General features: G+C 73.6%; 18 protein-coding genes. 12 read left to right on the top strand and 6 right to left on the bottom strand.

The genetic code is table 11. The features are described from left to right. Window positions 1-153: 153 nt before the first annotated feature. From I4Q55_RS16770 to I4Q55_RS16760, 3 genes are read left to right on the top strand one after another with little or no spacing between them, the layout of a single operon-like run. Window positions 154-993 carry a PPK2 family polyphosphate kinase gene (locus tag I4Q55_RS16770; RefSeq protein WP_206788801.1) on the top strand — a complete coding sequence of 280 codons (840 nt, stop codon included), beginning with the start codon at window positions 154-156 and terminating at the stop codon, window positions 991-993. Between the two features lie 20 nt (window positions 994-1,013). Then, window positions 1,014-3,113, top strand: coding sequence for a S9 family peptidase (locus tag I4Q55_RS16765; protein ID WP_206788799.1), 2,100 nt, complete (start codon window positions 1,014-1,016; stop codon window positions 3,111-3,113). Then, window positions 3,110-4,060 carry an LLM class F420-dependent oxidoreductase gene (locus I4Q55_RS16760; protein WP_206788797.1) on the top strand — a complete coding sequence of 317 codons (951 nt, stop codon included), beginning with the start codon at window positions 3,110-3,112 and terminating at the stop codon, window positions 4,058-4,060. Before I4Q55_RS16765 ends, I4Q55_RS16760 begins: the two co-directional genes overlap by 4 nt. Window positions 4,061-4,064: 4 nt before the next feature. Here the strand turns inward: I4Q55_RS16760 and crcB are convergent, their stop codons facing one another. Both crcB and I4Q55_RS16750 read right to left on the bottom strand, forming a co-directional pair. Beyond that, the gene (crcB, locus tag I4Q55_RS16755; RefSeq protein WP_206788795.1) at window positions 4,065-4,439 is read right to left on the bottom strand and encodes a fluoride efflux transporter CrcB; all 375 of its coding nucleotides are present in this window, start codon (window positions 4,437-4,439) and stop codon (window positions 4,065-4,067) included. 73 nt (window positions 4,440-4,512) lie between these two features. Continuing rightward, window positions 4,513-4,914: a CrcB family protein gene (locus I4Q55_RS16750; protein WP_206788793.1), complete on the bottom strand. Its 402-nt coding sequence runs from the start codon at window positions 4,912-4,914 to the stop codon at window positions 4,513-4,515. Window positions 4,915-5,058: 144 nt separating this feature from the next. On the opposite strand from I4Q55_RS16750, the gene I4Q55_RS16745 reads away from it, so the two are divergent. From I4Q55_RS16745 to I4Q55_RS16730, 4 genes are read left to right on the top strand one after another with little or no spacing between them, the layout of a single operon-like run. Continuing rightward, window positions 5,059-6,759: an aminotransferase class V-fold PLP-dependent enzyme gene (locus tag I4Q55_RS16745; RefSeq protein WP_206788791.1), complete on the top strand. Its 1,701-nt coding sequence runs from the start codon at window positions 5,059-5,061 to the stop codon at window positions 6,757-6,759. Further along, the gene (locus I4Q55_RS16740) at window positions 6,756-8,033 is read left to right on the top strand and encodes a lysine N(6)-hydroxylase/L-ornithine N(5)-oxygenase family protein (protein WP_206788790.1); all 1,278 of its coding nucleotides are present in this window, start codon (window positions 6,756-6,758) and stop codon (window positions 8,031-8,033) included. The genes I4Q55_RS16745 and I4Q55_RS16740 overlap by 4 nt, the downstream gene beginning before the upstream one ends. Further along, window positions 8,030-9,757 carry an IucA/IucC family siderophore biosynthesis protein gene (locus tag I4Q55_RS16735; protein WP_206788788.1) on the top strand — a complete coding sequence of 576 codons (1,728 nt, stop codon included), beginning with the start codon at window positions 8,030-8,032 and terminating at the stop codon, window positions 9,755-9,757. The genes I4Q55_RS16740 and I4Q55_RS16735 overlap by 4 nt, the downstream gene beginning before the upstream one ends. After that, entirely contained in the window at window positions 9,754-11,061 is a 1,308-nt protein-coding gene (locus I4Q55_RS16730; protein WP_206788786.1) for a glutamine synthetase family protein, read from the top strand. Before I4Q55_RS16735 ends, I4Q55_RS16730 begins: the two co-directional genes overlap by 4 nt. 6 nt (window positions 11,062-11,067) lie before the next feature. Here the strand turns inward: I4Q55_RS16730 and I4Q55_RS16725 are convergent, their stop codons facing one another. Continuing rightward, the gene (locus I4Q55_RS16725) at window positions 11,068-12,456 is read right to left on the bottom strand and encodes an FAD-binding oxidoreductase (protein WP_206788784.1); all 1,389 of its coding nucleotides are present in this window, start codon (window positions 12,454-12,456) and stop codon (window positions 11,068-11,070) included. Window positions 12,457-12,537: 81 nt separating this feature from the next. After that, entirely contained in the window at window positions 12,538-15,537 is a 3,000-nt protein-coding gene (locus I4Q55_RS16720) for an AAA family ATPase (RefSeq protein ID WP_206788782.1), read from the bottom strand. Between the two features lie 92 nt (window positions 15,538-15,629). Here I4Q55_RS16720 and sthA point away from each other — a divergent pair, with 92 nt between their 5' ends. Continuing rightward, a complete protein-coding gene (sthA, locus tag I4Q55_RS16715; protein WP_307793227.1) occupies window positions 15,630-17,039 on the top strand; it encodes a Si-specific NAD(P)(+) transhydrogenase in 1,410 nt (469 codons plus the stop codon). 4 nt (window positions 17,040-17,043) lie between these two features. Here sthA and I4Q55_RS16710 read toward each other — a convergent pair whose 3' ends face one another. After that, window positions 17,044-17,367, bottom strand: a complete 324-nt coding sequence (locus I4Q55_RS16710; protein WP_206788780.1) for a hypothetical protein — start codon at window positions 17,365-17,367, stop codon at window positions 17,044-17,046. A 93-nt stretch (window positions 17,368-17,460) separates the two neighbouring features. Next, complete coding sequence (locus I4Q55_RS16705) at window positions 17,461-18,528, bottom strand: alpha/beta hydrolase (RefSeq protein WP_206788779.1); 1,068 nt, start codon at window positions 18,526-18,528, stop codon at window positions 17,461-17,463. 133 nt (window positions 18,529-18,661) lie between these two features. Between I4Q55_RS16705 and I4Q55_RS16700 the strand changes: the two genes are divergently transcribed. From I4Q55_RS16700 to I4Q55_RS16685, 4 genes are all read left to right on the top strand, one after another. Continuing rightward, window positions 18,662-19,798 carry a sensor histidine kinase gene (locus tag I4Q55_RS16700; protein ID WP_206788778.1) on the top strand — a complete coding sequence of 379 codons (1,137 nt, stop codon included), beginning with the start codon at window positions 18,662-18,664 and terminating at the stop codon, window positions 19,796-19,798. After that, window positions 19,795-20,454 (top strand): response regulator transcription factor, encoded by a 660-nt coding sequence (locus tag I4Q55_RS16695; RefSeq protein ID WP_206788777.1) that lies wholly within the window; start codon window positions 19,795-19,797, stop codon window positions 20,452-20,454. The genes I4Q55_RS16700 and I4Q55_RS16695 overlap by 4 nt, the downstream gene beginning before the upstream one ends. Before the next feature lie 63 nt (window positions 20,455-20,517). Then, window positions 20,518-21,285, top strand: coding sequence for an FkbM family methyltransferase (locus I4Q55_RS16690; protein ID WP_206788776.1), 768 nt, complete (start codon window positions 20,518-20,520; stop codon window positions 21,283-21,285). A gap of 32 nt (window positions 21,286-21,317) precedes the next feature. Continuing rightward, on the top strand, window positions 21,318-23,207 hold the full coding sequence (locus tag I4Q55_RS16685; protein ID WP_206788775.1) for an intein-containing Rv2578c family radical SAM protein: 1,890 nt from the start codon (window positions 21,318-21,320) through the stop codon (window positions 23,205-23,207). Window positions 23,208-23,319: the final 112 nt, after the last annotated feature.

The following is a 23,319-nucleotide window of genomic DNA, read 5'->3' as shown; positions in this document are numbered from 1 at the left end:
AGGTTAGAGGCAGAACACGCAGAGTTCAGCCGGGAATCGTTGCTTTCACCCGGTGTTCGTTGCGCAATATCGACGCTTGACCCTCGATTTGCTGCGTACCCTGCCGCAGCTCTTCGCCGAGAAAGCTGCCGCCCGAGTCGTTATCGTGCCGGGATGGCCAAGAAGGACGAGGGAAGCCGGGTCCGGGACGCGCTGCGCGTCGGCGGTGAGCTGCCGGACCCGGGCTCGACCCCGGTCGGGCCGGGCAAGAAGACCAAGGCCCTCGAGCGGCTCGGCAGCGCGGGCGAGCGGCTGTCGGCGCTGCAGGAGGCGCTCTACGCCGAGGGCGTCGCCGGCGGCCGGCGCAGTGTCCTGCTCGTGCTACAGGGCATGGACACCTCCGGCAAGGGCGGCACGGTCTCGCACGTGCTCGGGCTGGTGAACCCGATGGGGGTCCGGTACGCGGCGTTCAAGAAGCCGACCGCGGCCGAGCGGCGGCACCACTACCTCTGGCGGATCCGCAAGCAGCTGCCCGCGCCCGGGCAGATCGGCGTCTTCGACCGCTCGCACTACGAGGACATCCTCGTCCCGCGGGTGAACGGCCTGCTCACCGCGGCCGAGCGCCGCCGCCGCTACGCCGAGATCACCGCCTTCGAGGCGGAGCTGGCCGAGGCGGGCACCACCGTGCTCAAGGTGTTCCTGCACATCTCGCCCGAAGAGCAGCTCAAGCGGCTCAAGGCCCGGCTCGTCACGCCCGAGAAGCGCTGGAAGTACAACCCGGGCGACCTGGAGGCGCGGTCGCACTGGCCCGCCTACGCGAAGGCCTACGCCGGCATCTTCGAGAAGACGCCGACCTGGTACGCGGTGCCCGCCGACCACAAGTGGTACCGCAACTGGGCCGTCGCCGAGCTGCTCATCGAGACCCTCGCCGAGCTGAAGCCGCGGTTCCCCGCGCCGGACTACGACGTCGACGCGGAGCTGGCCAAGCTGAAGGGTGTTGGCGTCGCGTCGTGATCGTCTGGAAGAGTGCGGGCGTGACCGATGTCGACGACCTCCCGTTCCTCCGCAAACAGGCCCGGACCCAGCGCTTCACCCTCGGCGCGCCGAAGGAGTTCCGGGTCGCCCCGGACGGCTCCCGCGTGCTGTTCCTGCGCGCGGAGTCGGGCACCGACCCCCGGCACAGCCTCTGGTCGGCCGACCTGGCGACCGGCGCCGAGACCAAGCTCGTCGACGCCGCCGAGCTGCTGCCCGGCGAAGAGGAGCTGCCCGCCGAAGAGCGTGCCCGGCGCGAGCGGGCCCGCGAGACCGGTGGCGGCGTCGTCCACTACGGCGTCGACGCGGCCTTCACCGTCGCGGTGTTCTCGCTTTCGGGCAAGCTCTACACGCTGGACCTCGCTTCCGGCGAGGTGACGCTGCGCGTCGACGGCGCGGTCATCGACCCGCGGCCCAGCCCGGCCGGCACGCACGTCGCGTACGTCCAGAACCGGCGGCTGCACGTGCTGGAGCTGGCCACCGGCGACGACCGCGTGCTCGTCGAGGAGGACGGCGAGGACATCGCCTGGGGCCTCGCCGAGTTCATCGCCGCCGAAGAAATGGACCGCACGCGCGGCTACTGGTGGGCGCCCGACGGTCGCAGCGTCCTGGCCGAGCGCTCCGACCGCGGCCCGGTCCCGCGCTGGACCATCGCCGACCCGGCCAACCCGCAGAATCCGGCCAACGTCGTCGCCTACCCGGCCGCGGGCACCACGAACGCCCTCGTGTCGCTGGCGGTCCTCGGCCTCGACGGCTCCCGGGTGGACGTCGAGCCGGGGGAGTGGGAGTACCTGGCCTCCGTGCACTGGTCGGCCGGCGGCGCGCCGCTGCTGGCCGTGCAGCCGCGTGACCAGAAGCGGATGGACGTCCTCGCCCTCGACGTCACCGACGGCTCGACGTCGGTCGTGCACACCGCGTCCGACCAGCACTGGATCGACATCGTCGGCGGCGTCCCGGCCTGGACGCCGGATGGCCGCCTTGTCGTCGAGGGCATGGTCGACGGCGACCACCGGCTCGTCGTCGGCGGCGAGGCCGTCACCCCGGCCGGGCTGCAGCTGCGGGCCGTCCTCGACGTCGGCGAGGAGATCCTGTTCAGCGCCTCCGAGGCCGACCCGACGCAGATCCACGTCTTCCGGACCGAGGGCTCGTCGGTGCGTCGCCTGTCCACTGTGGACGGCGTGCACGTCGGCTCCGGTTCCGCCGCGGTGACCGTGCTGTCGTCGTGGAGCCTGGAGCACAGCGGCCCGCGCGTCTCGGTGCTGCGGGACGGCGCACCGGTGGCGGCGATCTCCTCGTCCACTGTGGACCCGGACATCGTCCCGAACCTGACCTGGCTGACGCTGGGCGAGCGCGGCCTGCGCGCGGCGTTGCTCCTGCCCCGCGGGTACGAACCGAGCGAGGGCAAGCTGCCGGTGCTGCTCGACCCGTACGGCGGGCCGCACGCCCAGCGCGTCCTGCAGAGCCGCAACGCGTTCCTGACGTCGCAGTGGCTGGCCGACCAGGGCTTCGCGGTGCTCGTCGCGGACGGCCGGGGCACGCCGGGCCGCGGCGCGGTGTGGGAGCGCGAGATCGCCGGGCGCCTCGCCGACGTCACCCTGCAGGACCAGGTGGACGCGCTGCAGGCCGCGGCTGCTTCGCATCCCGAGCTGGACGTGGAACGCGTGGCGATCCGCGGGTGGTCGTACGGCGGCTACCTGTCGGCGCTGGCGGTGCTGCGGCGGCCGGACGTCTTCCACGCGGCGGTCGCGGGCGCGCCGGTCACCGACTGGTCGCTGTACGACACGCACTACACCGAGCGGTACCTGGGCAAGCCTCAGGACGAGCCGGAGAGCTACGCGCACAACTCGCTGATCGAGAGCGCGGGCGAGCTGAGCCGCGCGCTGCTGATCGTGCACGGGCTGGCCGACGACAACGTGTTCGTCGCGCACGCGCTGCGGCTGTCGTCGGCGTTGCTGGCGAAGGGCCGCCCGCACGTCTTCCTGCCGCTGGCCGGCGCGACCCATATGACGCCGCAGGCCGAAGAGGTCGCGGAGAACCTGATGCGCACGCAGGTGGACTGGCTGCTGCGCGAACTGTCCGCCGTCGAGAAGGAGACCGCATGACCCGCTGGGGCCTCACGATCCCGCTGACCGGGGTGCCGCTGACGGCACACCGCGAGCTGGTGGAACAGCTGCCGGACCTGGGCTACACCGACGCGTGGACGGCCGAGACGGCGGGCACGGACGCGTTCACGCCGCTGGTCCTGGCCTCGCAGTGGGCGCCCCAGCTGCGGCTGGGCACGGCGATCGTCCCGGTGTACACGCGCGGGCCCGGCCTGCTGGCCATGCAGGCGGCGACGGTCGCGGAGCTGGCCCCGGGCCGGTTCGTCCTCGGCATCGGCGCCTCGTCCCCGGTGATCGTCTCCGGCTGGAACGCGGCCTCCTTCGACGAGCCGTTCGCGCGCTCCCGCGACACGCTGCGCTTCCTGCGGTCGGCGCTGGCGGGGGAGAAGGTCACCGAGAAGTACGAGACGTTCGCGGTCTCGAAGTTCCGCCTGGAGCGCCCGGCGGACCCACCGCCGTCGATCATGCTGGCGGCGCTCCGCCCGGGCATGCTCAAGCTGGCGGCGCGGGAAGCGGACGGCGCGATCACGAACTGGCTGGCGGCGTCGGACGTGCCGCGCGTGCGGTCGGTCGTCGGCCCGGACGTCGAGCTGGCGGCCCGCATCTTCGTCTGCCCGACGGAGGACGCCGAGGCGGCCCGCGGCTTGGGCCGGATGCTGATCTCGAGCTACCTGACGGTGCCGGTGTACGCGGCGTTCCACGAATGGCTGGGCCGGGGCGAGGCACTGGCCCCGATGCACGAGGCGTGGGCGGCCGGCGACCGGCAGAAGGCGAACCAGGTCATTCCGGACTCGGTGGTGGACGAGCTGGTGATCCACGGCAGCGTCGAGTCCTGCCGGGAGCAGGTGCAGTCCTATGTGGACAACGGGTTGACGACGCCGGTCATCGCGTTGCTCCCGACCGGGGACGACCCGTTCGAGCAGGTGCGCGGCCTGGCGCCGCGCTGACGCCTCACGTGAAGGTGACGGTGGCCAGCAACAGGCCGAGCCCGCCCGCGGTGAGCCCCGCGGCCACCGTCACCAGCACGTTCAGCACCGCGTACAGCCGCGTCTTCGCCAGGAACAGCCGGACCGTCTCGTAGCCGAACGTCGAGAACGTCGTCAGCCCACCGCAGAACCCGACCGCCACCAGCGCGCGGACCGACGACGGCTCCGCGCCGTGCAGGAGCCAGCCGCTCAGGAAGCCCAGGACGAACGAGCCGATGACGTTCGCCGTCAGCGTCCCGAACGGGAACGGCGAATCGCGCCACTGCTGGACTTTCCGGTCGGTCAGGTAGCGCAGGATCGAGCCCGCCGCGCCGCCGAGGGCCACCAGGACCGGCGTCACTCCGGCCGCCCCACGTAGCGGACTACCTCGACCTGGCCGAGGTGCATCGTCAGGCGGGTGGCAGGTCCGTCCATCAGTGTCCCTTTCGCACCGCGCGCGTCGCCGCCAGGCCGGCCGCGACCGCCGTCAGGCACAGCACCACCGAGGCGGCCACGTAGGCCAAGGATTCCACGAGCCGGCCGGTCGTCGCGGCGTCGAGGGTGTCGGTCACGAACGTGGAGAACGTGGTGAAGCCGCCGAGGATCCCGACGCCGAGGAACGGCCGGAGGAGGTGGTGCGGGCGGGCGGTGGTCGTGAGGACGGCCATCAGGACGCCGATGAGCAGGCAGCCGAGCACGTTGGTGAGCAGCGTCGCGACGGCGAACTCGCCGCGCGCGTGCGGGATCGCGAGCGACAGGCCGTAACGGGCGAGGCTGCCGAGCGCGCCGCCGGCGCCGATGACCGCCAGGACGTCCCATCGCGGCACGCTGATCACCTCCTCGCGGTGAACCTACTCCCGATGGCCGACGCGTTCCCGCCACCCGGTCGAGCATGCTGGACGGGACCGGATGACAGGCAGCCGTCGGTCGCCGTAGTGTTGCTCAGCGTAGGCAAGGCAACCCTAAGAAAGGCGGGGCACATGCGGGCAGACGGGCTGGCCGGAGGCCAGGGCGGCGCGGACCGGCTCGCCGAGCTGATCCCGGCGGCCCTCCGCGGAATGGCGGCGGGCATCGCCGAGCGCGGCGGCCCGGTCCCGGCAGGCGGACCGGCAGCGGTGGCCGCGGCCCTGGTGGCGGAACGCGGCGAGCCGGCCGCTGCCCCGGTCGACGCGGCTCCTGACGAGCCGGGGCCCGCGCCCGTAACCGGGGAGACCGCGGCAGGCGTGCAGCTCGGCAGGGCGGATCACGCTGCCGCCGCTGCAACCGCGCCGCAGCACGCCGCGCCCGGTCCGGCTGCTGAGCCGCATCCCGCAACCACGCCGGCCGCCGCGACCGTGCCGCACCGCGCCGCCGCGCCCGGGCCTGCTGTCGGGCTACACCACTCCGCGACCGGCGCGTCCTCCCGGGCCGGTGCCCTGCCCCGCCGCGGCGTCGGCGCCGAAGCCGCGCTCGAGCAGCTCAGCCGCCTCCTCGCCGCGGGCTCCGCCGACCCCGCCGATCCCGCCTGCGCCGCCCACCTGCACTGCCCGCCCCTCGCCGTGTCCGTCGCGGCCGATGTCGTCGCGGGCGCCCTCAATCCCTCCATGGACTCCTGGGACCAAGCCCCCGTCGCCAGCGAACTCGAACGCGAATTCACCGCGGGGATCGCGCGGCTCTGCTACCCGGACGCCGACAACCCCGACGCCGTCGTGACCACCGGGGGTACCGAATCCAACCTCCTCGGCCTCCTCCTCGCCCGCGAAAACGGCGTCGTCCAGCCCGTCTGCGGGGCCAACGCCCACCACAGCGCCGCCCGCGCCGCCTGGCTGCTCGGCCTGCCCGCGCCGATCGTCGTCCCCTGCGAAGGCGATCGGCTGCTTCCCGGTGCGCTCGAAACGGTCCTCACTCCCGGCTGCGTCGTCGTCGCCACCGCCGGGACCACCAACACCGGCACCCTCGACCCGCTGCCCGAAATCGCCCGGATCTGCCGCCGGCACGGCGCGCGGCTGCACGTCGACGCCGCCTACGGGGGCATGGCTCTCTGCAGCGACGCCCTCAGGACCAAGCTCGCCGGGCTGGAACTGGCCGACTCCGTCGCGCTCGACCTGCACAAGTTCGGCTGGCAGCCGGTCGCCGCCGGGCTCTTCGCCGCCCGGGACGGCGCCGATCTCGGCGCCCTCACCGTTCGCGCCGAATACCTGAACGCCGACGACGACACCGAAGCCGGCCTGCCCGACCTGCTCGGCCGCTCGATCCGGACGTCGCGGCGGCCGGACGCCTTCCGGATGGCCGTCACCGTGCACGCCCTCGGCACCGACGGCCTCGGCGCGCTCGTCGAACGCTGCTGCGCCACCGCCGCCGAGGTCGCCCGGCACGTCGACGGCCACCCCGGCCTGCGGCTCTGGGGCCCGCCCGAACTGTCCACTGTGGTCCTGCGACCGGTCCTGGCCGACGAGACGGACCAGACCGGCGGTGACGAGCTCGTCGCGCGTGTCCGCCGGGCCCTGCTCGAAGCCGGCACCGCCGTCATCGGCCGGGCCGCGCTACCGACCGGGCCGGGCGGGGCGAACCAGCTTTGGCTCAAGCTGACGCTGCTGCACCCGCACACCACCGCCGCCGACTACGTGCCGCTGCTCGACCGGATCGTCGCCACCGCCGGTGCCGAGCTCGTCGCCGGCCGGGAAAGCCCGGTCGCTTCGTGAGGCGCCACCACCTCGCCGGTGTCGGGATCGGGCCGTTCAACCTCTCGCTCGCGGCCCTCGCCTCCGGTGTCGAAAGCCTCGACGCCGTCTTCTTCGACGCCCGCCCGGAGTTCCGCTGGCACCCCGGCCTGCTCGTCGAGGGCGCCACGCTGCAGGTGCCGTTCCTGGCCGACCTCGTCACGCTGGTCGACCCGACGAACCCGTTCTCCTTCCTCAACTACCTGCGCGACCGCGGCCGCCTGCTGCCGTTCTACTTCGCCGAGCGGTTCCACATGCCGCGCGTCGAATACGACGACTACGGCCGCTGGGCCGCCGCGCGGCTGCCGTCGTGCCACTTCGGGCACGAAGTGACCGCCATCCGCTGGGCCGGTGACGCCTTCGAACTCACCGTCACCGGCCGGGAACCGGTGCTCGCGGACAACGTCGTGCTCGGCGTCGGCTCGGTGCCGTCGGTGCCGGAACCGCTGCGCGACCTCGTCGCCGATCCCGGCGTCCTGGCGCTGCATTCGGCCGACTACCTGACGCACCGTGACGAGCTCCTCGCCGCCGGCAGCGTCACCGTCGTCGGCTCCGGCCAGTCGGGCGCCGAAGTCGTGCTCGACCTGCTCCGCAATCGATCCACAGTGGACGGGCTGCGCTGGCTCGCGCGGACCCCGGCGTTCGCGCCGATGGAGTACTCGAAACTCGGCCTGGAACAGTTCACACCGGACTACACCGCGTACTTCCACGGCCTGCCCGAAGCCGTCCGCGACCGGCTGCTGCCCACGCAGTGGCAGCTCTACAAGGGCATCGACACCGAGACGATCGGCGCGATCCACGACGAGCTCTACCGCCGCAGCATCACCGGCCCGCCGGGGGCCGTGCTGACCCCCGGCGTCGAGGTCGTCGGATCGTCCACCACCGGCCAGGAGATCGAACTGGTCGTGCGGCACGCGCAGCAAGGCCGCGACGGCACCCTGCGCACCGCCGCCGTCGTCGCGGCCACCGGGTACGCGGAGGCGCCGACCGGGCCGCTGCTGGCCGGGCTCGGCGACGCCGTCCACCGCGACCGGCAAGGCCGGCTCGAAGTCGACGCCGGCTACCGCGTCGCGCTCGACGTGCCGGGGTCGCTGTTCGTCCAGAACGCCGAGCGGCACACCCACGGGCCCGGCGCCCCCGACCTCGGTCTCGGCGCGTGGCGGGCGGCCGTGATCCTCAACGCCGTCTGCGGCAAGACCGTGCACGAGCTGCCCGACCGCACCGCCTTCACCACGTTCGGCCTGGAGGAGAAGTGACCTTGGACGAGGCGGCCGCCTGGCGCGCGGCCGGTGCGCTGATCACGCACAAGATGCTCGGCGAACTGTCCTACGAGCACATGCTGGAGCCGGTCGCGGACGGCGCCACCCACCGGCTGGAGCTGCCGGGCGCCGCCTACACGTTCCGGGCCCGGCGGGGCGCGTTCGACGCGCTCACGGTCGAACCCGGCAGCGCGCGGCGGTCCGGGGAACCGGTGACCGACCCGCGGACCCTCGTCGTCGACGCCCGCGAGGTGCTCGGCCTGAGCGGGCTGCGGCTGGCCGACGTGCTCGCCGAACTGACCTCCACGGTCGCCAACGAGGCCGCCCGCCTGCGTCGCGCGCCGAGTGCCGCCGAGCTGTCCACTATGGACTACAACGTCGCCGAAGGGCACCTCACCGGGCATCCCCGGCTGGTGCTCAACAAGGGTCGCGTCGGGTTCTCCGCACGCGATCGGGCCCGGTACGCGCCCGAGGCGGGTGCGGACGTCCGGCTGCGCTGGTTCGCCGTCCACCCGGACCACGCCGAGTTCCGCTGTGTCGGCGACCTGAGCCGGGACGCGCTGCTGGCCGCCGAACTCGGCGACCTGCGCGAGAAGTTCGCCGCGAAGGCGCCCGGGAACTACGTCTGGGTGCCCGTGCATCCGTGGCAGGCCGACGAAATCCTCGGCACGCTCTACGCCGCCGAGCTCGCCACCGGCGTCGTGATCGACCTCGGGGAGAGTGCCGACGCCTACCGGCCGCACCAGACCGTCCGGACCCTGGCGAACGTGAGCACGCCCGGCCGGCACGACGTCAAGACCGCCGTGTCGGTGCGGAACACGCTCGTCTACCGGGGGCTCAACTCCGCGGCCACGCTCGCCGGGCCGTCGGTGACGTCGTGGCTGCGCCAGGTCGGCGCCGCCGATCCGCTCCTGGCGGAGTACCGGTTCGGGTTGCTCGGCGAGGTCGCGAGCGTTTCGGTGCGGCACCCGCTGTTCGGGCGGCTCGAGGAGCTGCCGTACCGGTTCCACGAAACGCTGGGTGCGCTGTGGCGCGAACCGATCCGGCTCGCGGCGGGGGAGCGGGCGATCTCCTTCGCCGCGCTGCCGTACCGGGGTCCCGACGGCGGCTCGGTGCTGGCGCACCTGATCGGCGGCGGGGACGCGGCGGCGTGGCTGACGCGGCTGTTCGACCTGACGCTCACGCCGTTGCTGCAGTGGCTGCTGCGCCACGGCGTCGGGTTCTGCCCGCACGGCCAGAACCTGATCCTGGTCGTGGACGACGCCGGTGTTCCGCAACGGGTGTTGATCAAGGACTTCGCCCAGGGCGTCGACCTGCTCGACGAACAGGTGCCGAGCTATGCGTCGCTGCCGCCCGAGGCCGCCGCGGACATGCTGCGGTGGCCCGCGCACCTGCTGGCGCAGTCGCTGTTCAGCTCGGTGTTCTCCGGCCAGTTCCGGTTCTGGGCCGAGGTCCTGCTCGACGAGACCGGCCTGCCCCGAGCCCGGTTCTGGGCGCTCGTGCGGGAGATCGTCGGCCGCTACCGTGACGAGAATCCCGACCTGGCCGCGCGGTTCGACGCGTGCCGGCTGTTCGCGCCGGACGTCGAGCGCGTGACGCTCAACCGCGAGCACTTCGCCGGGCAGGGCTTCGACAAGGTGGAGCGCGACGACGAGTTCGACGTGCGCTGGGGCCGGGTGCCGAACCCGCTGCACGCCCCGGATCCGGGTGGCGCCTGGTGACGCCGTTCGCGCGGCCGGCCGGGCCCCGGTCCCTTTCCGCCCGGCGTGCGGCGGCTGTGGCGGGGGAGGCCGTGTTGCGTGGTGTGCTCGCCGAGGAGGGCGCCCGGCTGCTCCTGCTGGTCCCCGACCCGCACGCCCGGTTCGCCGGGGTGGAGGTGGCCGCGCCGTTCGCCGCTTCGGTGCTCGATGACGGTTACGGCGTCTGCAGCTACGTCTTCGCGTGGACGCCGTCCCGGGAGCCGCTGCCGGCGTCCGGTGTCCTGGGTGGCTACCTCGAAGGGTTCGGCGACCTGCGGGTGCGGCCCGATGCCGCGTCGGCTGTTCCGCTGGGCGACCGGACGTGGGCTGTCGTCGCCGACGCCGAATGGCCGTCCGGGGCCGCCGCCGAGCTGGCGCCGCGGGAGGTGCTGCGGGGGCAGCTGGCCGCGTTGGAGGGGCTGGGGCTGGTGCCTTCGGTGGGCATCGAGCACGAGGTCGTGTTCCGCGATTCGCGCGGTGTGCCGCTCACCGCGCACGGTGTCGACTACGCGGTCGGCGGGACGGAACGACTGGCGCCGTTGCTGCGTGACCTGCGGACGGAGCTGGACGACGCCGGGCTCGGGGTCGAGTCCGCGCGGGCCGAGTGCCATCCGGGGCAGTACGAGATCGTGCTGCGGCACCGGGATGCCTTGGCCGCCTGTGATGACGTTCTGTTGCAGCAGCTGGTGGTGCGCCGGGCGGCCGCTCGGCACGGGGTCACTGCCGATTACCTGGCGGCTCCTGAGCCGGGGCAGGGGAACTCCGGGCATGTGCACCTGTCGCTGTCCGCTGTGGACGGGTCGGAACCCGGTCTGCTGGGCGGTTTCCTGGCCGGGGTTCTGCGTGAGGCTCGGGCGTTGACCGCGGTGTGGGCGCCGACGTGGAATTCCTACGTCCGGCTGCGGACCGCGCCGTTTTCGCCGCGGGATGTTCGCTGGGGGTATGACGATCGGACCGCTTCGGTGCGGGTGGCCGGGGGTGGTGGGGATCGGCGGCTGGAGTTCCGGTTCGCGGGGGCTGATGCTCAGCCGCATCTCGTGGTCGCGGCTTTGCTTGCTGCCGGGCGGTTCGGGTTGGAAGAGGGGTTGAGTCCGCCCGAGCCGGGGGTTTCGGTGGGTTCGCTCGCTTCTTCGCCTTGGGAGGCTTTGTCTTTGCTGGATCGGGTGGGGGAGCTCCTGGGTTCGGATGTCTCTGGTCAGCTGGGGGCTTTGCTGACCGAGGAGATCGAGTCCGGGTTGGCCGCTGTGACCGATTGGCAGCGGGAACGGGGTTCTCTGCGGTCCTGACATCTCTTACGCCGGGTGGATGTTCTGGTTGATGTGGAACACGTTCTGTGGGTCGTACCTGCGCTTCGCCGCTGCCAGGCGCTCGTAGTTTCCTCGGTATGCGGCTCGGACCCGGTCCTGTCCTTCCTCCATCATGAAGTTGACGTACGCCCCTCCCGCCGACGTGGGGTGCAGTTCCTCCCAGTAGTTTCTCGTCCACTGGGAAATTGCTTCCGCGTTCTCCGGTTCCGGGTCCACGCCCACGATCACTCCCGACCAGCCGCCCGATCGGTGGGGGAATGCCGTTGCGTCCGTTGCCACCCTGGCCGCCGCTCCGTCGATCGGGTACAGGTGCATCGACGAGTGCAGGGTCGGCAGGTCGCTTCCGTGCTTGAGGTGGATTTCGATCGCCTCGTCGGTGATCTCGTGGAACACGTCCGCTCGCCAGTACCACTGGAGGCCCGGTGGGTACAGCGCGTCGAACGCTCCCTGCAGTGCCGTGTACGGCATGTCGTGCAGGCCCACCAGCAACGGCGAGCCGAACGACCGCACCGGTGCCAGCACTTCGTCCGCCTTGTCGTGCGATCCCGTGTAGCACCAGATGATTCCGCAGGCCTTGCGGCCCCACAGCTGCTCCGGGAACGGTGGTGCCGGCGGGACCGTCAGCAGGCCGAACCAGCCGTTCAGCTCCTCCGGCAGCGACGGCAGCAGCTCGCGGTACCACCGCAGCACGTCCGGGGTGTCGGCCAGGTCGTACAGCACCGGGCCGCCGATGATCACCCCCTGCTCGCCGATATCGTGGCAGCGGAACGTGAACGACGTGACGACGCCGAAGTTGCCGCCGCCGCCGCGCAAGGCCCAGAACAGGTCCGGGTGCTCGGCTTCCGACGCGTGCACGAACGAGCCGTCGGCCAGGACGACGTCCGCTCCCAGGAGGTTGTCGACCGTCAGGCCGAAGCGCCGTGCCAGGTAGCCGATGCCGCCGCCGAGGGTCAGGCCCGCCACTCCCGTGGACGCGACGATGCCCGACGGTGTCGCCATGCCGAACGCGACCGTGGCGTGGTCGACGTCGCCCCACGTGCAGCCGGCGTCGGCCCTGACCGTGTGGCGCACCGGGTCGACCGTGGTGCTGCGCAGCCGCGACAGGTCGATGACCAGCGCGCCGTCGGCCACGCCGAGGCCGCCCGCGTTGTGGCCGCCGCCGCGGACGGCGATGTCCAGGCCCTGGGCGCGGCCGTAGCGGACGCAGGTGACCACGTCGGCCGCGTCGCGGCAGTAGGCGATCGCCGCCGGGCGCTTGTGGATCATGGCGTTGTAGACCGCCCGGGCCTCGTCGTAGGCCGGGTGCGCCGGGGTGATCAGGTCGCCGCGCAGCGCGGTGGCCAGTTCCTCGTGCGGCAAGGCTGTGGTGGTCATGGTGGCCCCTCTCGGATTTCGGTTCCGGAGGGGAACGTAGGCAGCCGGCGTTCGCGGAGCGTTCGGGTCGTTCGGCGCCGGTCAGGGCCGGGATCGTTCGCTCAGGTCCGCCTCCGCCCGCCGTCGCAGGGCCACGCTGCCCTGGGCGCGGGCCAGCTCCGCGGCCGCCCGGAGGCGGGGGACCGGGTCGGCGTCGTGGCTCGCCCGCAGCCGGAGCACCTCCGGGAGCCACCAGCGGTCGTCGCGGGACTCCGCGGCCGCCAGTGCCGCGTCCAGCGTGGCCCGGGCCGCCTCCGGCGGTGACAGCTCCGCGACCAGCGACAGCCAGTACGGCATCCGGGCGAACGAACCCTCCGCCTTGAGGTTCGCGACGCCCTGCCGGGCCGCGGCCAGGCCGGCCGTGCCGCCGTCGGCCCAGCCGCCCAGCACCAGCGCCCACTCGCGGTAGTACGCGAAGCCGTAGTGGTCGCACAGCTCCCGCAGCTCCGCCACGGCCGCGGCCAGCGCCCGGCGGTCGCGGCGCAACTGGTGGGTTATTCCGGCGTAGGCCAGCGCGATGGCCAAGCTGTACGGGTGCTCGATCCTGCGGGCGAGCGCGATCGCCTCGGCGCCGCACGCCACGGCCGCGTCCTCCCGGCCGAGCAGCCAGTGGGCGTGCGCCGCCCAGGCCGGGCCGTGGACGTCCGGCCGGGTGCCGATCGGCCACGACGTCGCGTTGCGCGTGCGCTCGGCGCCCAGATCGAAGTGGTGCAGCGCCTCCCGCGGATCGTGGCCGAGGCTCAGCGACGAGCCCGCGACGATGAAGTGGGCCGAGCCGTCCTGCTCGGCGCTCGTTCCCGGGGCCAGCAGCCCGAGGGCGCGCACGGCCGCCTCGTGGGCCTGGACCGTCCGGCCCTGGACGAACCGCGACGACCACAGCTCCAGCAGCGCGGTGAGCGCGGCCGCCGCGTCGCCCAGCGACTCCGCGAGCGCGAGCGAACGCTCCAGCGTGCGCTGCAGCTCGGGAGACGAGTAGCCCTGGTGGGCGTTGAGGGGCCCGGCGAGCGCTTCGAGGACGGCCAGCTCGTCCCGGTCGCGGTTGCCGCTCGCCGGCCGGGCGCGGACGAGTGCCAGTGCCTCGCGCAGCAGCCGGATCGCTTCGGCGTGGGCGAACGTGCCCGCGGCGACGGCCGCCGCCCGGCGGTAGTGCGCGACCGCCCGGTCCGGGCGGCCGCCGCGGGCGTACTGCTCGGCCAGCTGCGCCGCCACGGCGTCGGTGTCCCCGGCGTGCAGCAGCTCCAGGCCCTGGGCCAGCCGCCGGTGCAGCAACCACCGCCGCGGCGGGCTGACCTGCTGGTACGCCGTTTCGCGCAGCAGGTCGTGGGTGAAGTCGTACGCGCCGCCGAACTCGCGCACGATCCGGCGCCGCCACAGCTCGTCGACGGCGTCGACGACGCTGTCCGCGTCGAGGTCGCTCGCCTCGGTGAGCAGCTCGAGGGTGAAGTCGCGGCCGGCCGCGGCGGCGAGGCCGGCGATCTCGCGGGCGGCCGGGCCCGGTTGCTCGAGCCGCGTCCGCAGCACGGCGGCCAGCCCCTCGGCGGGCGGGGAATCGTGGGCCCGCAACGCTTCGACGACGTAGAGCGGATAACCGCCGGTGGCCGCGTGCAGCAGGTCGCGGTCCGAAGTGGACAGTGGCCGCCCGGCGACCGCCTCGGCGAGGCGGGCCGTGCCGTCGGCGTCGAACGGGCGCAGCGGCAGCTCGGCCAGCCTGCCGTCGTCGCGCAGCGGGACGGCCCACGCCGCGACGCCCGGGCCCGGGCCGCCGTCGCGCGAGGTCGCCGCGACCAGCAGCGGCGCGTCCGGCAGCAGGCCGAGGCAGAAGGCGATGAACGCGCCCGTCTCTTCGTCGCACCACTGCGCGTTGTCGAGCACCAGCAGGACGGGCCGCTGCCGGTCGCCGGTGAGCGCGCGGGCGAGCCCTTCGAAGAACCGCAGGCGTTGCCAGGCCTCGACGATCCCGTGCTCGCCGCCGGCGCGGGTGCGCGTGCCCGGCAGCAGCCGGTCGACCTCCGTCCGCCACACCGGGTCCAGTGCGGCCGCCGCCCGCCGCACGGCCGGGGTCCGCAGCCACTCGGCCACCGGTGCCAGCGCGAGCCGTCCCGGCGTGCCGAAGCACCGGCCGGCGGCCACGACCGCGCCCTCGGCGCGGGCCCGCCCGGCCAGCTCGGTCACCAGCCGGGTCTTGCCGACCCCGGCGTCGCCGCGCACGAGGACGACCCCGGCGCGGCCCGCAGCGGCCGCCCGCCAGAGCTCGCCGAGGCGGGCCAGCTCCCCGGCGCGGCCGACGAGCCCGGGCGCGGCCGGCCGCCGGGGTTCGGGGTCCGGCCGGGCGAGCAGCCGGCGCAGCGCCGCCCGGGTCGGCTCGGCCGGGACGACGCCGAGCTCGCGCTCGAGGAGCGACGCGCACCGGTGGTACGTGCTCACCGCGCCCGCCCGGTCCCCGGTTTCGGCCTGCAGCCGCATCAGCGTCCGGTAGCCGGTCTCTTCGAGCGGGCGCAGGGCGACGCGGCGGCGGGCCGCGGCGAGCGCGGCGGCGGGGTCGCCCGACGGCGTCCGGCTGATCAGGTCGCACAGCTCGACGCACTGGCGTTCGAGTTCGCCGCGGGCCGCCAGGACCCAGTCGTCGGCGAGGCCGGGCAGCAGCTCGCCGCCGTAGGCCGCGAGGGCGGCCCGGGCGTGGGCGGCGGCCGCGCCCGGGTCCTCGGCGGCCAGTGCGGCCCGGCGGGCGACGTCGAACTCCCGCACGTCCACGCGGCTCGACGGCGTGTCCCGCCAGCACAGGTCCTGCCCGGTCACGGTCAGCGAGGGGAGGTCGCCCAGCGCGCGGCGCAGCTGGTGCAGTTCACGGCGGAGGTTGGTCAGCGCCTGCGCGTCGGTGGAGTCCGGCCAGAACAGCCCGGCGAGCAGGCGCCGCGGCTGCGCCCGGCCGGCGTGCACGACGAGGTGGGCCACGAGCGCGACCGAGCGCGGCGACCGCGTCAGCACGGCACCGGACTCGTCGTCGGCGATCACCTGCTCGCCCAGCAGCGAGACGCGCAGCACCCGGACACGCTAGCCCTTCGGCGGGGCTGCGCGCGGATCTTCGCCGGCGAGGGGGGTTGCGTCCGGAGCGCCGGGTGCGCAGGCTCGACGTCGTGAGCGAGCACGAGTACGACCTCATCGTCATCGGTTCGGGTCCTGGTGGGCAGAAGGCCGCGATCGCCGCGGCCAAGCTCGGCAAGAAAGTGGCGGTCGTCGACCGGCACGACATGGTCGGCGGGGTGTGCGTCAACACCGGCACGATCCCGTCCAAGACGCTGCGCGAAGCCGTGCTGTACCTGACCGGCATGAACCAGCGAGAGCTCTACGGCGCCAGCTACCGCGTCAAGCAGGACATCACCATCGCCGACCTGCTCGCGCGCACCCAGCACGTGGTCGGGCGCGAGGTCCAGGTCGTGCGCGCGCAGCTGATGCGCAACCACGTCGACCTGGTCGACGGCACCGGCTCCTTCACCGACCCGCACACCGTGCTGGTCGAAGGCCGCCACCGCGGCGACCGGCGGACGCTGTCGGCCGACCACGTCGTCATCGCCACCGGCACCCGGCCCGCGCGGCCGAAGCAGGTCGACTTCGACGCCGCCCGCGTGCTCGATTCCGACGAGATCCTGCGGCTCGAGCAGATCCCGTCGTCGCTGGTCGTGGTGGGCGCCGGGGTGATCGGGATCGAGTACGCGTCGATGTTCGCCGCGCTCGGCTCGCGGGTCACCGTGGTCGAGCAGCGCGACCACATGCTCGACTTCTGCGACCCGGAGATCGTCGAGTCGCTCAAGTTCCAGCTGCGCGACCTCGGTGTCACGTTCCGCTTCGGCGAGAAGGTCGCGGACGTGGCGGTGAACGACCACGCGACCATCACGACGCTGGTCAGCGGCAAGCGCATCCCCGCCGACGGCGTCATGTACTCCGCCGGCCGCCAGGGCATGACCGGCGCGCTCAACCTGGAGGCGGCGGGCCTGAGCGCGGACGAGCGCGGCCGGCTGGTGGTCGACGAGAACTACCGCACGGCGGTGCCGCACATCTACGCGGTCGGCGACGTGATCGGCTTCCCGGCACTGGCGGCGACGTCGATGGACCAGGGCAGGCTCGCGGCGTACCACGCGTTCGGCGAGCCGGCGCACGAGATGGGCGCGCTGCAGCCGATCGGCATCTACACGATCCCGGAGATTTCGTACGTCGGCGCGACCGAGGCCCAGCTGACGTCGTCGTCGGTGCCGTACGAGGTCGGGATCGCCCGCTACCGCGAGCTGGCCCGCGGTCAGATCACGGGTGACAGCTACGGCATGCTCAAGCTCCTGGTGTCCACGGCGGACCGGAAACTCCTCGGCGTCCACGTGTTCGGCACGGGCGCGACCGACCTGGTCCACATCGGACAGGCGGTGATGGGGTGTGGCGGCACGGTCGACTACCTGGTCGACGCGGTGTTCAACTACCCGACCCTGTCGGAGGCGTACAAGGTGGCGGCCTTGGACGCGACCAACAAGATCCGGGCCCTGGAACGCTTTTCGTAGCGCCTCACCGCACCTGGGCGTTGGGGCTGAGGAAGCTCCACCCGGCGCCGCAGGCCACCGTCGAGTAGTAGGGGTCGCCCTGCACCCGCCAGACGCCGTAGAAGTTGGCGTAGTCGAAGCTGCCGCTCGGCGTCAGGTACCGGCAATAGGCGACGGCCCGGAACTGCGTGCCGGCCGCGGACGCGTAGCAGTAGGCCGACGTCCCGTTGCCGGACTGCGACGCGGAGCAGTAAGCGGGTGCCGCGGCCGCGGGGGACGCCAGGGCGACGGACAGCCCGGCGGCTGTCAGCGTCGCGGCGAGCATGGTCTTCGCGGTTCGAGAGTTCATCGATCCTGCCTTTCCGGTCGGGTACCGCGCCCACGCCGGCCGGGCGGAGCCGGTTGAGGGACCGGCCGGAAGGCCACCCGGTCGGCCCAGCGTTCACGGCCGGGGTGCCGGATCGGTGCCGAGCGCGATGCGGGTCAGGGCGGCGAGGGAGTCGGTGCCGGGGCTGAGGTAGTGGTCGTGGTCGATGACGTCCGCGGTGGCGAACACCCGGGCACCGAACGCCGGGTCGGCCGGCTTCCTGCCGTGCCCGAGCCCGAGCAGCCGGACACCGGGGACCCAGCGGATCCAGTCGCCGCGGGCCTGGCCGGCCCAGACGCGCGCGGTGGTGTGCAGGCCGGTCACGTCGTCGACGCCCATACCGGGGCTGCCGAAGGCGGCGAGGTCGGTCACCTGCCGGGGCAGGCCGGGGGCGGCGAGGCCGATCACCGTCGACCCGTAGCTGTGCCCGAGCAGCGCGATCGTAGCTTGTGGACGGACGGCGACGAGGCCGGACACGAACCGCCGCAAGGCCACCGCGCCCGCCTGGGCCAGGTCCTCGCGGGCCGCGGACAGGGTGACGCCGTCGGGGGCGTCGTAGCCGAGCCAGGCGATCACCGCCAGCGTCCCGCCCGCGCCGAGCGCGGTGGCGGACCGGTGCAGGCCGGCCGCCTGGACGGCCGGTGCCCGGTAGCGCCGGTCGCCGACGCCGGTCCAGAAGTTGTCCGCGCGGGTGGCCGCCCCGGGCACGAGCACGGCGATCCGGTCCGCGGTGGCCAGGTCGCCGAACACCTGCGCCACCCGGCCGTCGCCGCGCGGGTCGAACAGCAGGAACTGCCCGGCCCGGTCCCGGTACGGTGGCCCGGCCGCGCGCATGGCGACGCGGTTGGCCGTGTACCGCAGCTCCGGCGGCGCGCCGTCCAAGGCACCCACGACGCCCGGGTAGCGGGCGGCGAGTTCCCGTCGCCCGGCCTCGCCGGCGGAGGCCAGGAAGCGGTGCACGCCGGCGGGATCGGTGGTGACCGGATCCGGGAGCCGCCGGCTGTCGGCGAGCCAGGCGGCGGCCCCGGCCGGAGCCGGCCACGCGGCCGCTCCCGGGGACGCCGGGGGTGTCACGGTCACCGCGAGGGTCGCGAGGACGGCCGCCAGCCGGCGGCTCTTCGCACTGAGGTCGTAGTCGATCACCGGGCCAACGCTGCCGATGCGCGGGTTCCGCGGCATCGGCCCGCCGACCGCAATCCCCGCGGCCGCCGGTGGCCCGTGGTCGTACGCCCGTGAGCCGATGCCCCGACGGCCGCGCGCTGTTTACGATCACCCCATGCGTCTCATCCCTCGTCTCCGGCCGGGTGGGCGAGTGCCGGAGCGGGGCCGAGCGGTGGTGACCTGGTCGGCGCTCGCCCTGTCGCCCCTGCTCCTGCTGTGCTGGACCCGGGTCGGTGGCTCGCCCTACGCCCTGCCGCTGCCGGCCGTGGCCCTGCCGCTGCTGGTCCTGCCCCGGCGGCCGGGACCCGCGCTGGGCGTGCTGCTCGCCGAGCTGGTCGTCATGGCGTCGCTGCCGTTGCCGGAGTTCCGGGTCGACATCCGGTACCTCCTGATCGTGGGCATCGATCTCGCGGTGGCCTACCTCGCCGCCGCCCGCAGCCCCCGGGTGTCGGCCGCCGCCGCGGTCGCGGCGCTCGCGGCGCAGATCGTCGTGGGGACGGCGTTCGAGCTGTGGCCCGGCTACGCGGCGACCAGCGCGGTCCAGGTCGTCGCCGGGATCGTCATCGTCTGGCTGGCCGGCACGACGGTCCGCCTGCGGCGGCAGAACGCCGAGGCACGGCGGGCGCACATCGCGGCCGAGGCGGTCCAGGCCGAGCGGCTGCGGATCGCCCGGGAACTGCACGACATGGTGGCGCACAGCATGGGTGTCATCGCCATCCAGGCCGGGGTGGCCGGCCGGGTGATCGACACCCAGCCGGCGGAGGCCCGCGACGCGCTGCGCGCGGTCGAAGACGCCGGCCGGGACACCCTGGCCGGGCTGCGCCGGATGCTCGGCGCACTCCGCACATCCGGTGAACCGGACGCCGCGCCGGTGGGGCTGGCCGACCTCGACGGCCTCGTCGCGCGGTCGGCGAACGCCGGCGTCCGGGTCGACGTCCAATGGCGCGGCGAGCGGCGTCCGCTGCCACCGGAGGCCGACCTGTCGGCGTTCCGGATCATCCAGGAGGCCGTCACCAACGTGGTCCGCCACGCCGGCACCGACCGCTGCGCGGTGGTCATCGACCAGCTGGACGACGAACTGGTCCTCGACGTGACCGACGACGGGCGCGGCGGCCCCCAAGGCATCGGCTACGGGCTCGCCGGGATGCGCGAACGAGTCACCTTGCTGCGCGGCGACTTCACCGCCGGACCGCGCCCCGGCGGCGGTTTCCGGGTGAACGCCCGGATCCCCGTCCCGGTGGGTGTCCGATGACGATCCGGGTCCTGCTGGCCGACGACCAGCCGCTGATCCGCACCGGCCTGCGCGTCCTCATCGCCGACCACGACGACCTCGTCGTCGTCGGCGAGGCCGGCACCGGCGCGGAAGCGGTCGAGCTCGCGGCGGACACGCGGCCGGACGTGGTGGTGATGGACATCCGGATGCCCGGCATGGACGGCATCGAGGCCACCCGGCGGCTCACCACCGGCAACCAGCCACCGCACGTGCTGATCCTCACGACGTTCGACGAGGACGAACACGTCTACGGCGCCCTCCGCGCGGGCGCCGGCGGGTTCCTCGTCAAGGACATGGCGCTGGAGGACATCCTCGCCGCGATCCGCGTGGTCGCCACCGGCGACGCCCTCATCGCCCCCGGCATCACCCGCCGCCTGATCGCCGACTTCGTCGGCCGGCCCGCCGTGCCCGCCGGGCCACGCCGCCCCACCGACGGGATCACCGACCGGGAACGCGAGGTCCTGACCCTCGTCGGCCGCGGCCGGTCCAACCACGAGATCGCCGCCGAGCTGTTCATCAGCGCGGCCACCGCCAAAGCCCACGTGGCTCGCCTGTTCACCAAGCTGGCCGCCCGCGACCGCGTCCACCTCGTCATCATCGCCTACGAGATGGGCCTGGTCGAGCCGCCGCGGTGACCGCCCGCGGGAGTACGCCCACGGGCCGATGCCGACGACGTCCGAAGACGGCACGGTGGGCGCATGCCCGCCCTCATCGCACGCCGGGGGATCCCGATGTCCCGACCGGCCCTCACCACCGCGACCGCGAACCTGATCGCCCGCTGGACGCCCTACCTGGACCCGGAACTGCCGTCTTTGCGCGGCCTGGTCCGAGCCGGCGACGTGTGCGTGGACGTCGGATCGGCCGCCGGCCTGTACAGCCAGGCCCTGTCCCACCTGGCCGGGCCCGGGGGACTGGTGCACAGCATCGAGCCGCTGCCCTTCTCGCACCCGGTGTGGTCGCGGGTGCTGGGCGCGCGGGAGCGCCGCAACGTCGTCCACCACACCATGGCACTGGGCGCCGAGCCGGGCCGGGCGGTGATGCGGGTTCCGTTCGGCGCCTACGGTCCGGCCACCAGCCGGTCCTTCCTCGCTTCGGGCACCACGGGCCTGGGCTCCACGTCGGGGTACCGCTACCACGTCGACGTGGTCGTCGAAACCGGCACCCTCGACGGGCTCTGCGCGGACGCCGGGCTCACCCGGCTCGACTTCGTCAAGATCGACGTCGAAGGAGGGGAACTGCACGTCCTCGAAGGCGGCCGGCAGACCGTCGAGAAGTTCCGGCCGGTGTTGCTCATCGAGATCGAAGCCCGCCACACCGACCGCTACGCCTACTCCCCGGACGACGTCGTGGAGTGGCTCACCGCGCGCGGCTACACCATGTACGCCTGGCGGAACGGATGGCACGCCGTCCACCGGATCTGCCTGCACGCCAACAACTACCTCTTCCGGCCGGCCGAACCGGTTTGACACCTGTCTAGAACATATGTTCGACTGGCGTCGTGCGATGGGATCGACAGCGGACAGGGGAGGGTGAACCGGCACTGCCCGGGCTCGAGGGCCTGGTGAGATCGGTGCGGTCACCGGAATTCGACGGCGTCACCTTTCACGAGGTGCACGCGCGGTCGGTGCTGAACAAGGTGCCGGCCGGGTCCGGCGTGCCCTTCGGCTGGACCGTCAACCCCTACCGCGGCTGCTCCCACGCCTGCACCTACTGCCTCGAAGGCGGCACCCGGATCCTGATGGCCGACGGCCGCACGAAGGCGTTGTCCGACCTGAAGGTCGGCGACGAGATCTACGGCACCCGCGGCCACGGTGCGTCCCGGCGCCTGGTGCCGACCCGGGTCGAAGCGCACTGGACGACTCTGCGCGCGGCCTACCGCGTGACCCTCGAAGACGGCACCCGGCTCGTCGCCGGCGGCGATCACCGGTTCCTCACCAGCAAGGGCTGGAAGCACGTCACCGGCAGCAAGTTCGGCGCCGCGCAGCGGCCGCACCTGGAGCCGGGCACCGAGCTGATCGGCGTCGGCCGGTTCGCGCCGACGCCGGACGAGACGCTCGGCTACCGGGCCGGCTACCTGTGCGGGATGCTGCGCTCCGGCGGGTTCGCCGCCGAGCCGGACGCCGCCGCGCGCGCCCTGCGCTACCTGCCGGACTTCGGGGCGTCGGTGGGCTTTCTCAAGGTGCCGCCGGACCCGGACGCCCACTGGCAGCGCGGGTTCCTCGCCGGCGTCTTCGACCTCGCGGGCGACTACGGCCGCGGCGTCCTCGCGGTGGCGCACGACGAGCCCGAGATCGCCGACGCCGTCGTCGTCGCGCTCGCCCGCTTCGGCTTCGCCCACCAGGTCGACGAGGTGCCGAAGTTCCCGACGCGCCAAGAGGTCCGCCTGCTCGGCGGCGTCGGCGAGGTGCTGCGGTTCTTCCACGTGAGCAACCCGGCGGTGGCGTGGAAGCGGTCGCTGGAAGGCGCGGTGATCGGCGCGAGCCGCCGCCGCGTCGAGGCGATCGAGCCGCTGGGCCTGCAGCTGCCGCTGTTCGACATCACCACCGGCACCGGCGACTTCGTGGCCGACGGCATGGTGTCGCACAACTGCTTCGCCCGGAATACCCACACCTACCTCGACTTCGACGCCGGCCGCGACTTCGACACCCAGGTGGTCGTCAAGATCAACGCCCCGCAGGTGCTGGCCGCGCAGCTGAAGAAGCCGTCGTGGCGGCGCGAGCACGTCGCGATGGGCACCAACACCGACCCGTACCAGCGTGCCGAGGGCCGCTACCGGCTGATGCCGGGCATCATCACGGCGCTGGCCCGGTCCGGCACGCCGCTGTCGGTGCTGACGAAGGGCACGGTCCTGGCCCGGGACCTGCCGCTGCTGCGCGACGTCGCCCGCGACGTGCCGGTCGGGCTCGCGGTGTCGATCGCGCTGCTCGACGAGGAGCTGCAGCACCGCCTCGAGCCGGGCACGCCGAGCCCGCGGGCGCGGCTGGAGCTGGTCCGCAAGGCCCGCGAGGCCGGGCTGCCGTGCTCGGTGCTGGTGGCGCCGGTGCTGCCGTGGCTGACCGATTCGGAGGAGGCCCTGGACGCGCTGTTCGCCCGGCTCGCCGACGTGGGCGCGACGAGCGTGACGGCGTTCGCGCTCCACCTGCGCCCCGGGGCGCGCGAGTGGTTCGGCCGCTGGCTGGCGGGCACGCACCCGGAGCTGGTTCCGCGGTACCGGGAGCTGTACGCGCGGGGCAGTTACGTGCGGAAGGCGTATCGGGAGGGGCTGGCGGAGCGGGTGGGGCCGTTGTTGCGGCGGCACGGCCTGGATCGGCAGAGCGGGTTCGACGCACGGGGCCCGGAGCTGCCGGCGGTTGCGGCGGCGCCCGCGGAGCAGTTGCGCCTGCTGTGACGCCTGGGGGAGTTGCGTGTGGAGTGACCGGCGGAGCTGCTGCGGGTGCCGGTCCTCTGTGGACCCACCGGGTGACGTACTGGGCCGTTCGGGGCGTTCCCGGCCCTGTGTC

The organism is Amycolatopsis sp. MtRt-6 (assembly GCF_017308975.1).
Classification (GTDB): domain Bacteria; phylum Actinomycetota; class Actinomycetes; order Mycobacteriales; family Pseudonocardiaceae; genus Amycolatopsis.
The sequence above is the reverse complement of the archived record's forward strand: the minus strand, read 5'-3'. Positions and strand labels throughout refer to the sequence as shown.

Excerpts from the sequence above, each read along its gene's own strand:
- I4Q55_RS16770 (WP_206788801.1), top strand. The coding sequence starts at position 154 with ATGGCCAAGAAGGACGAGGGAAGCCGGGTCCGGGACGCGCTGCGCGTC.
- I4Q55_RS16760 (WP_206788797.1), top strand. The coding sequence starts at position 3,110 with ATGACCCGCTGGGGCCTCACGATCCCGCTGACCGGGGTGCCGCTGACG.
- I4Q55_RS16745 (WP_206788791.1), top strand. The coding sequence starts at position 5,059 with ATGCGGGCAGACGGGCTGGCCGGAGGCCAGGGCGGCGCGGACCGGCTC.
- I4Q55_RS16725 (WP_206788784.1), bottom strand. The coding sequence starts at position 12,456 with ATGACCACCACAGCCTTGCCGCACGAGGAACTGGCCACCGCGCTGCGC.
- I4Q55_RS16710 (WP_206788780.1), bottom strand. The coding sequence starts at position 17,367 with ATGAACTCTCGAACCGCGAAGACCATGCTCGCCGCGACGCTGACAGCC.
- I4Q55_RS16700 (WP_206788778.1), top strand. The coding sequence starts at position 18,662 with ATGCGTCTCATCCCTCGTCTCCGGCCGGGTGGGCGAGTGCCGGAGCGG.
- I4Q55_RS16695 (WP_206788777.1), top strand. The coding sequence starts at position 19,795 with ATGACGATCCGGGTCCTGCTGGCCGACGACCAGCCGCTGATCCGCACC.
- I4Q55_RS16690 (WP_206788776.1), top strand. The coding sequence starts at position 20,518 with ATGCCCGCCCTCATCGCACGCCGGGGGATCCCGATGTCCCGACCGGCC.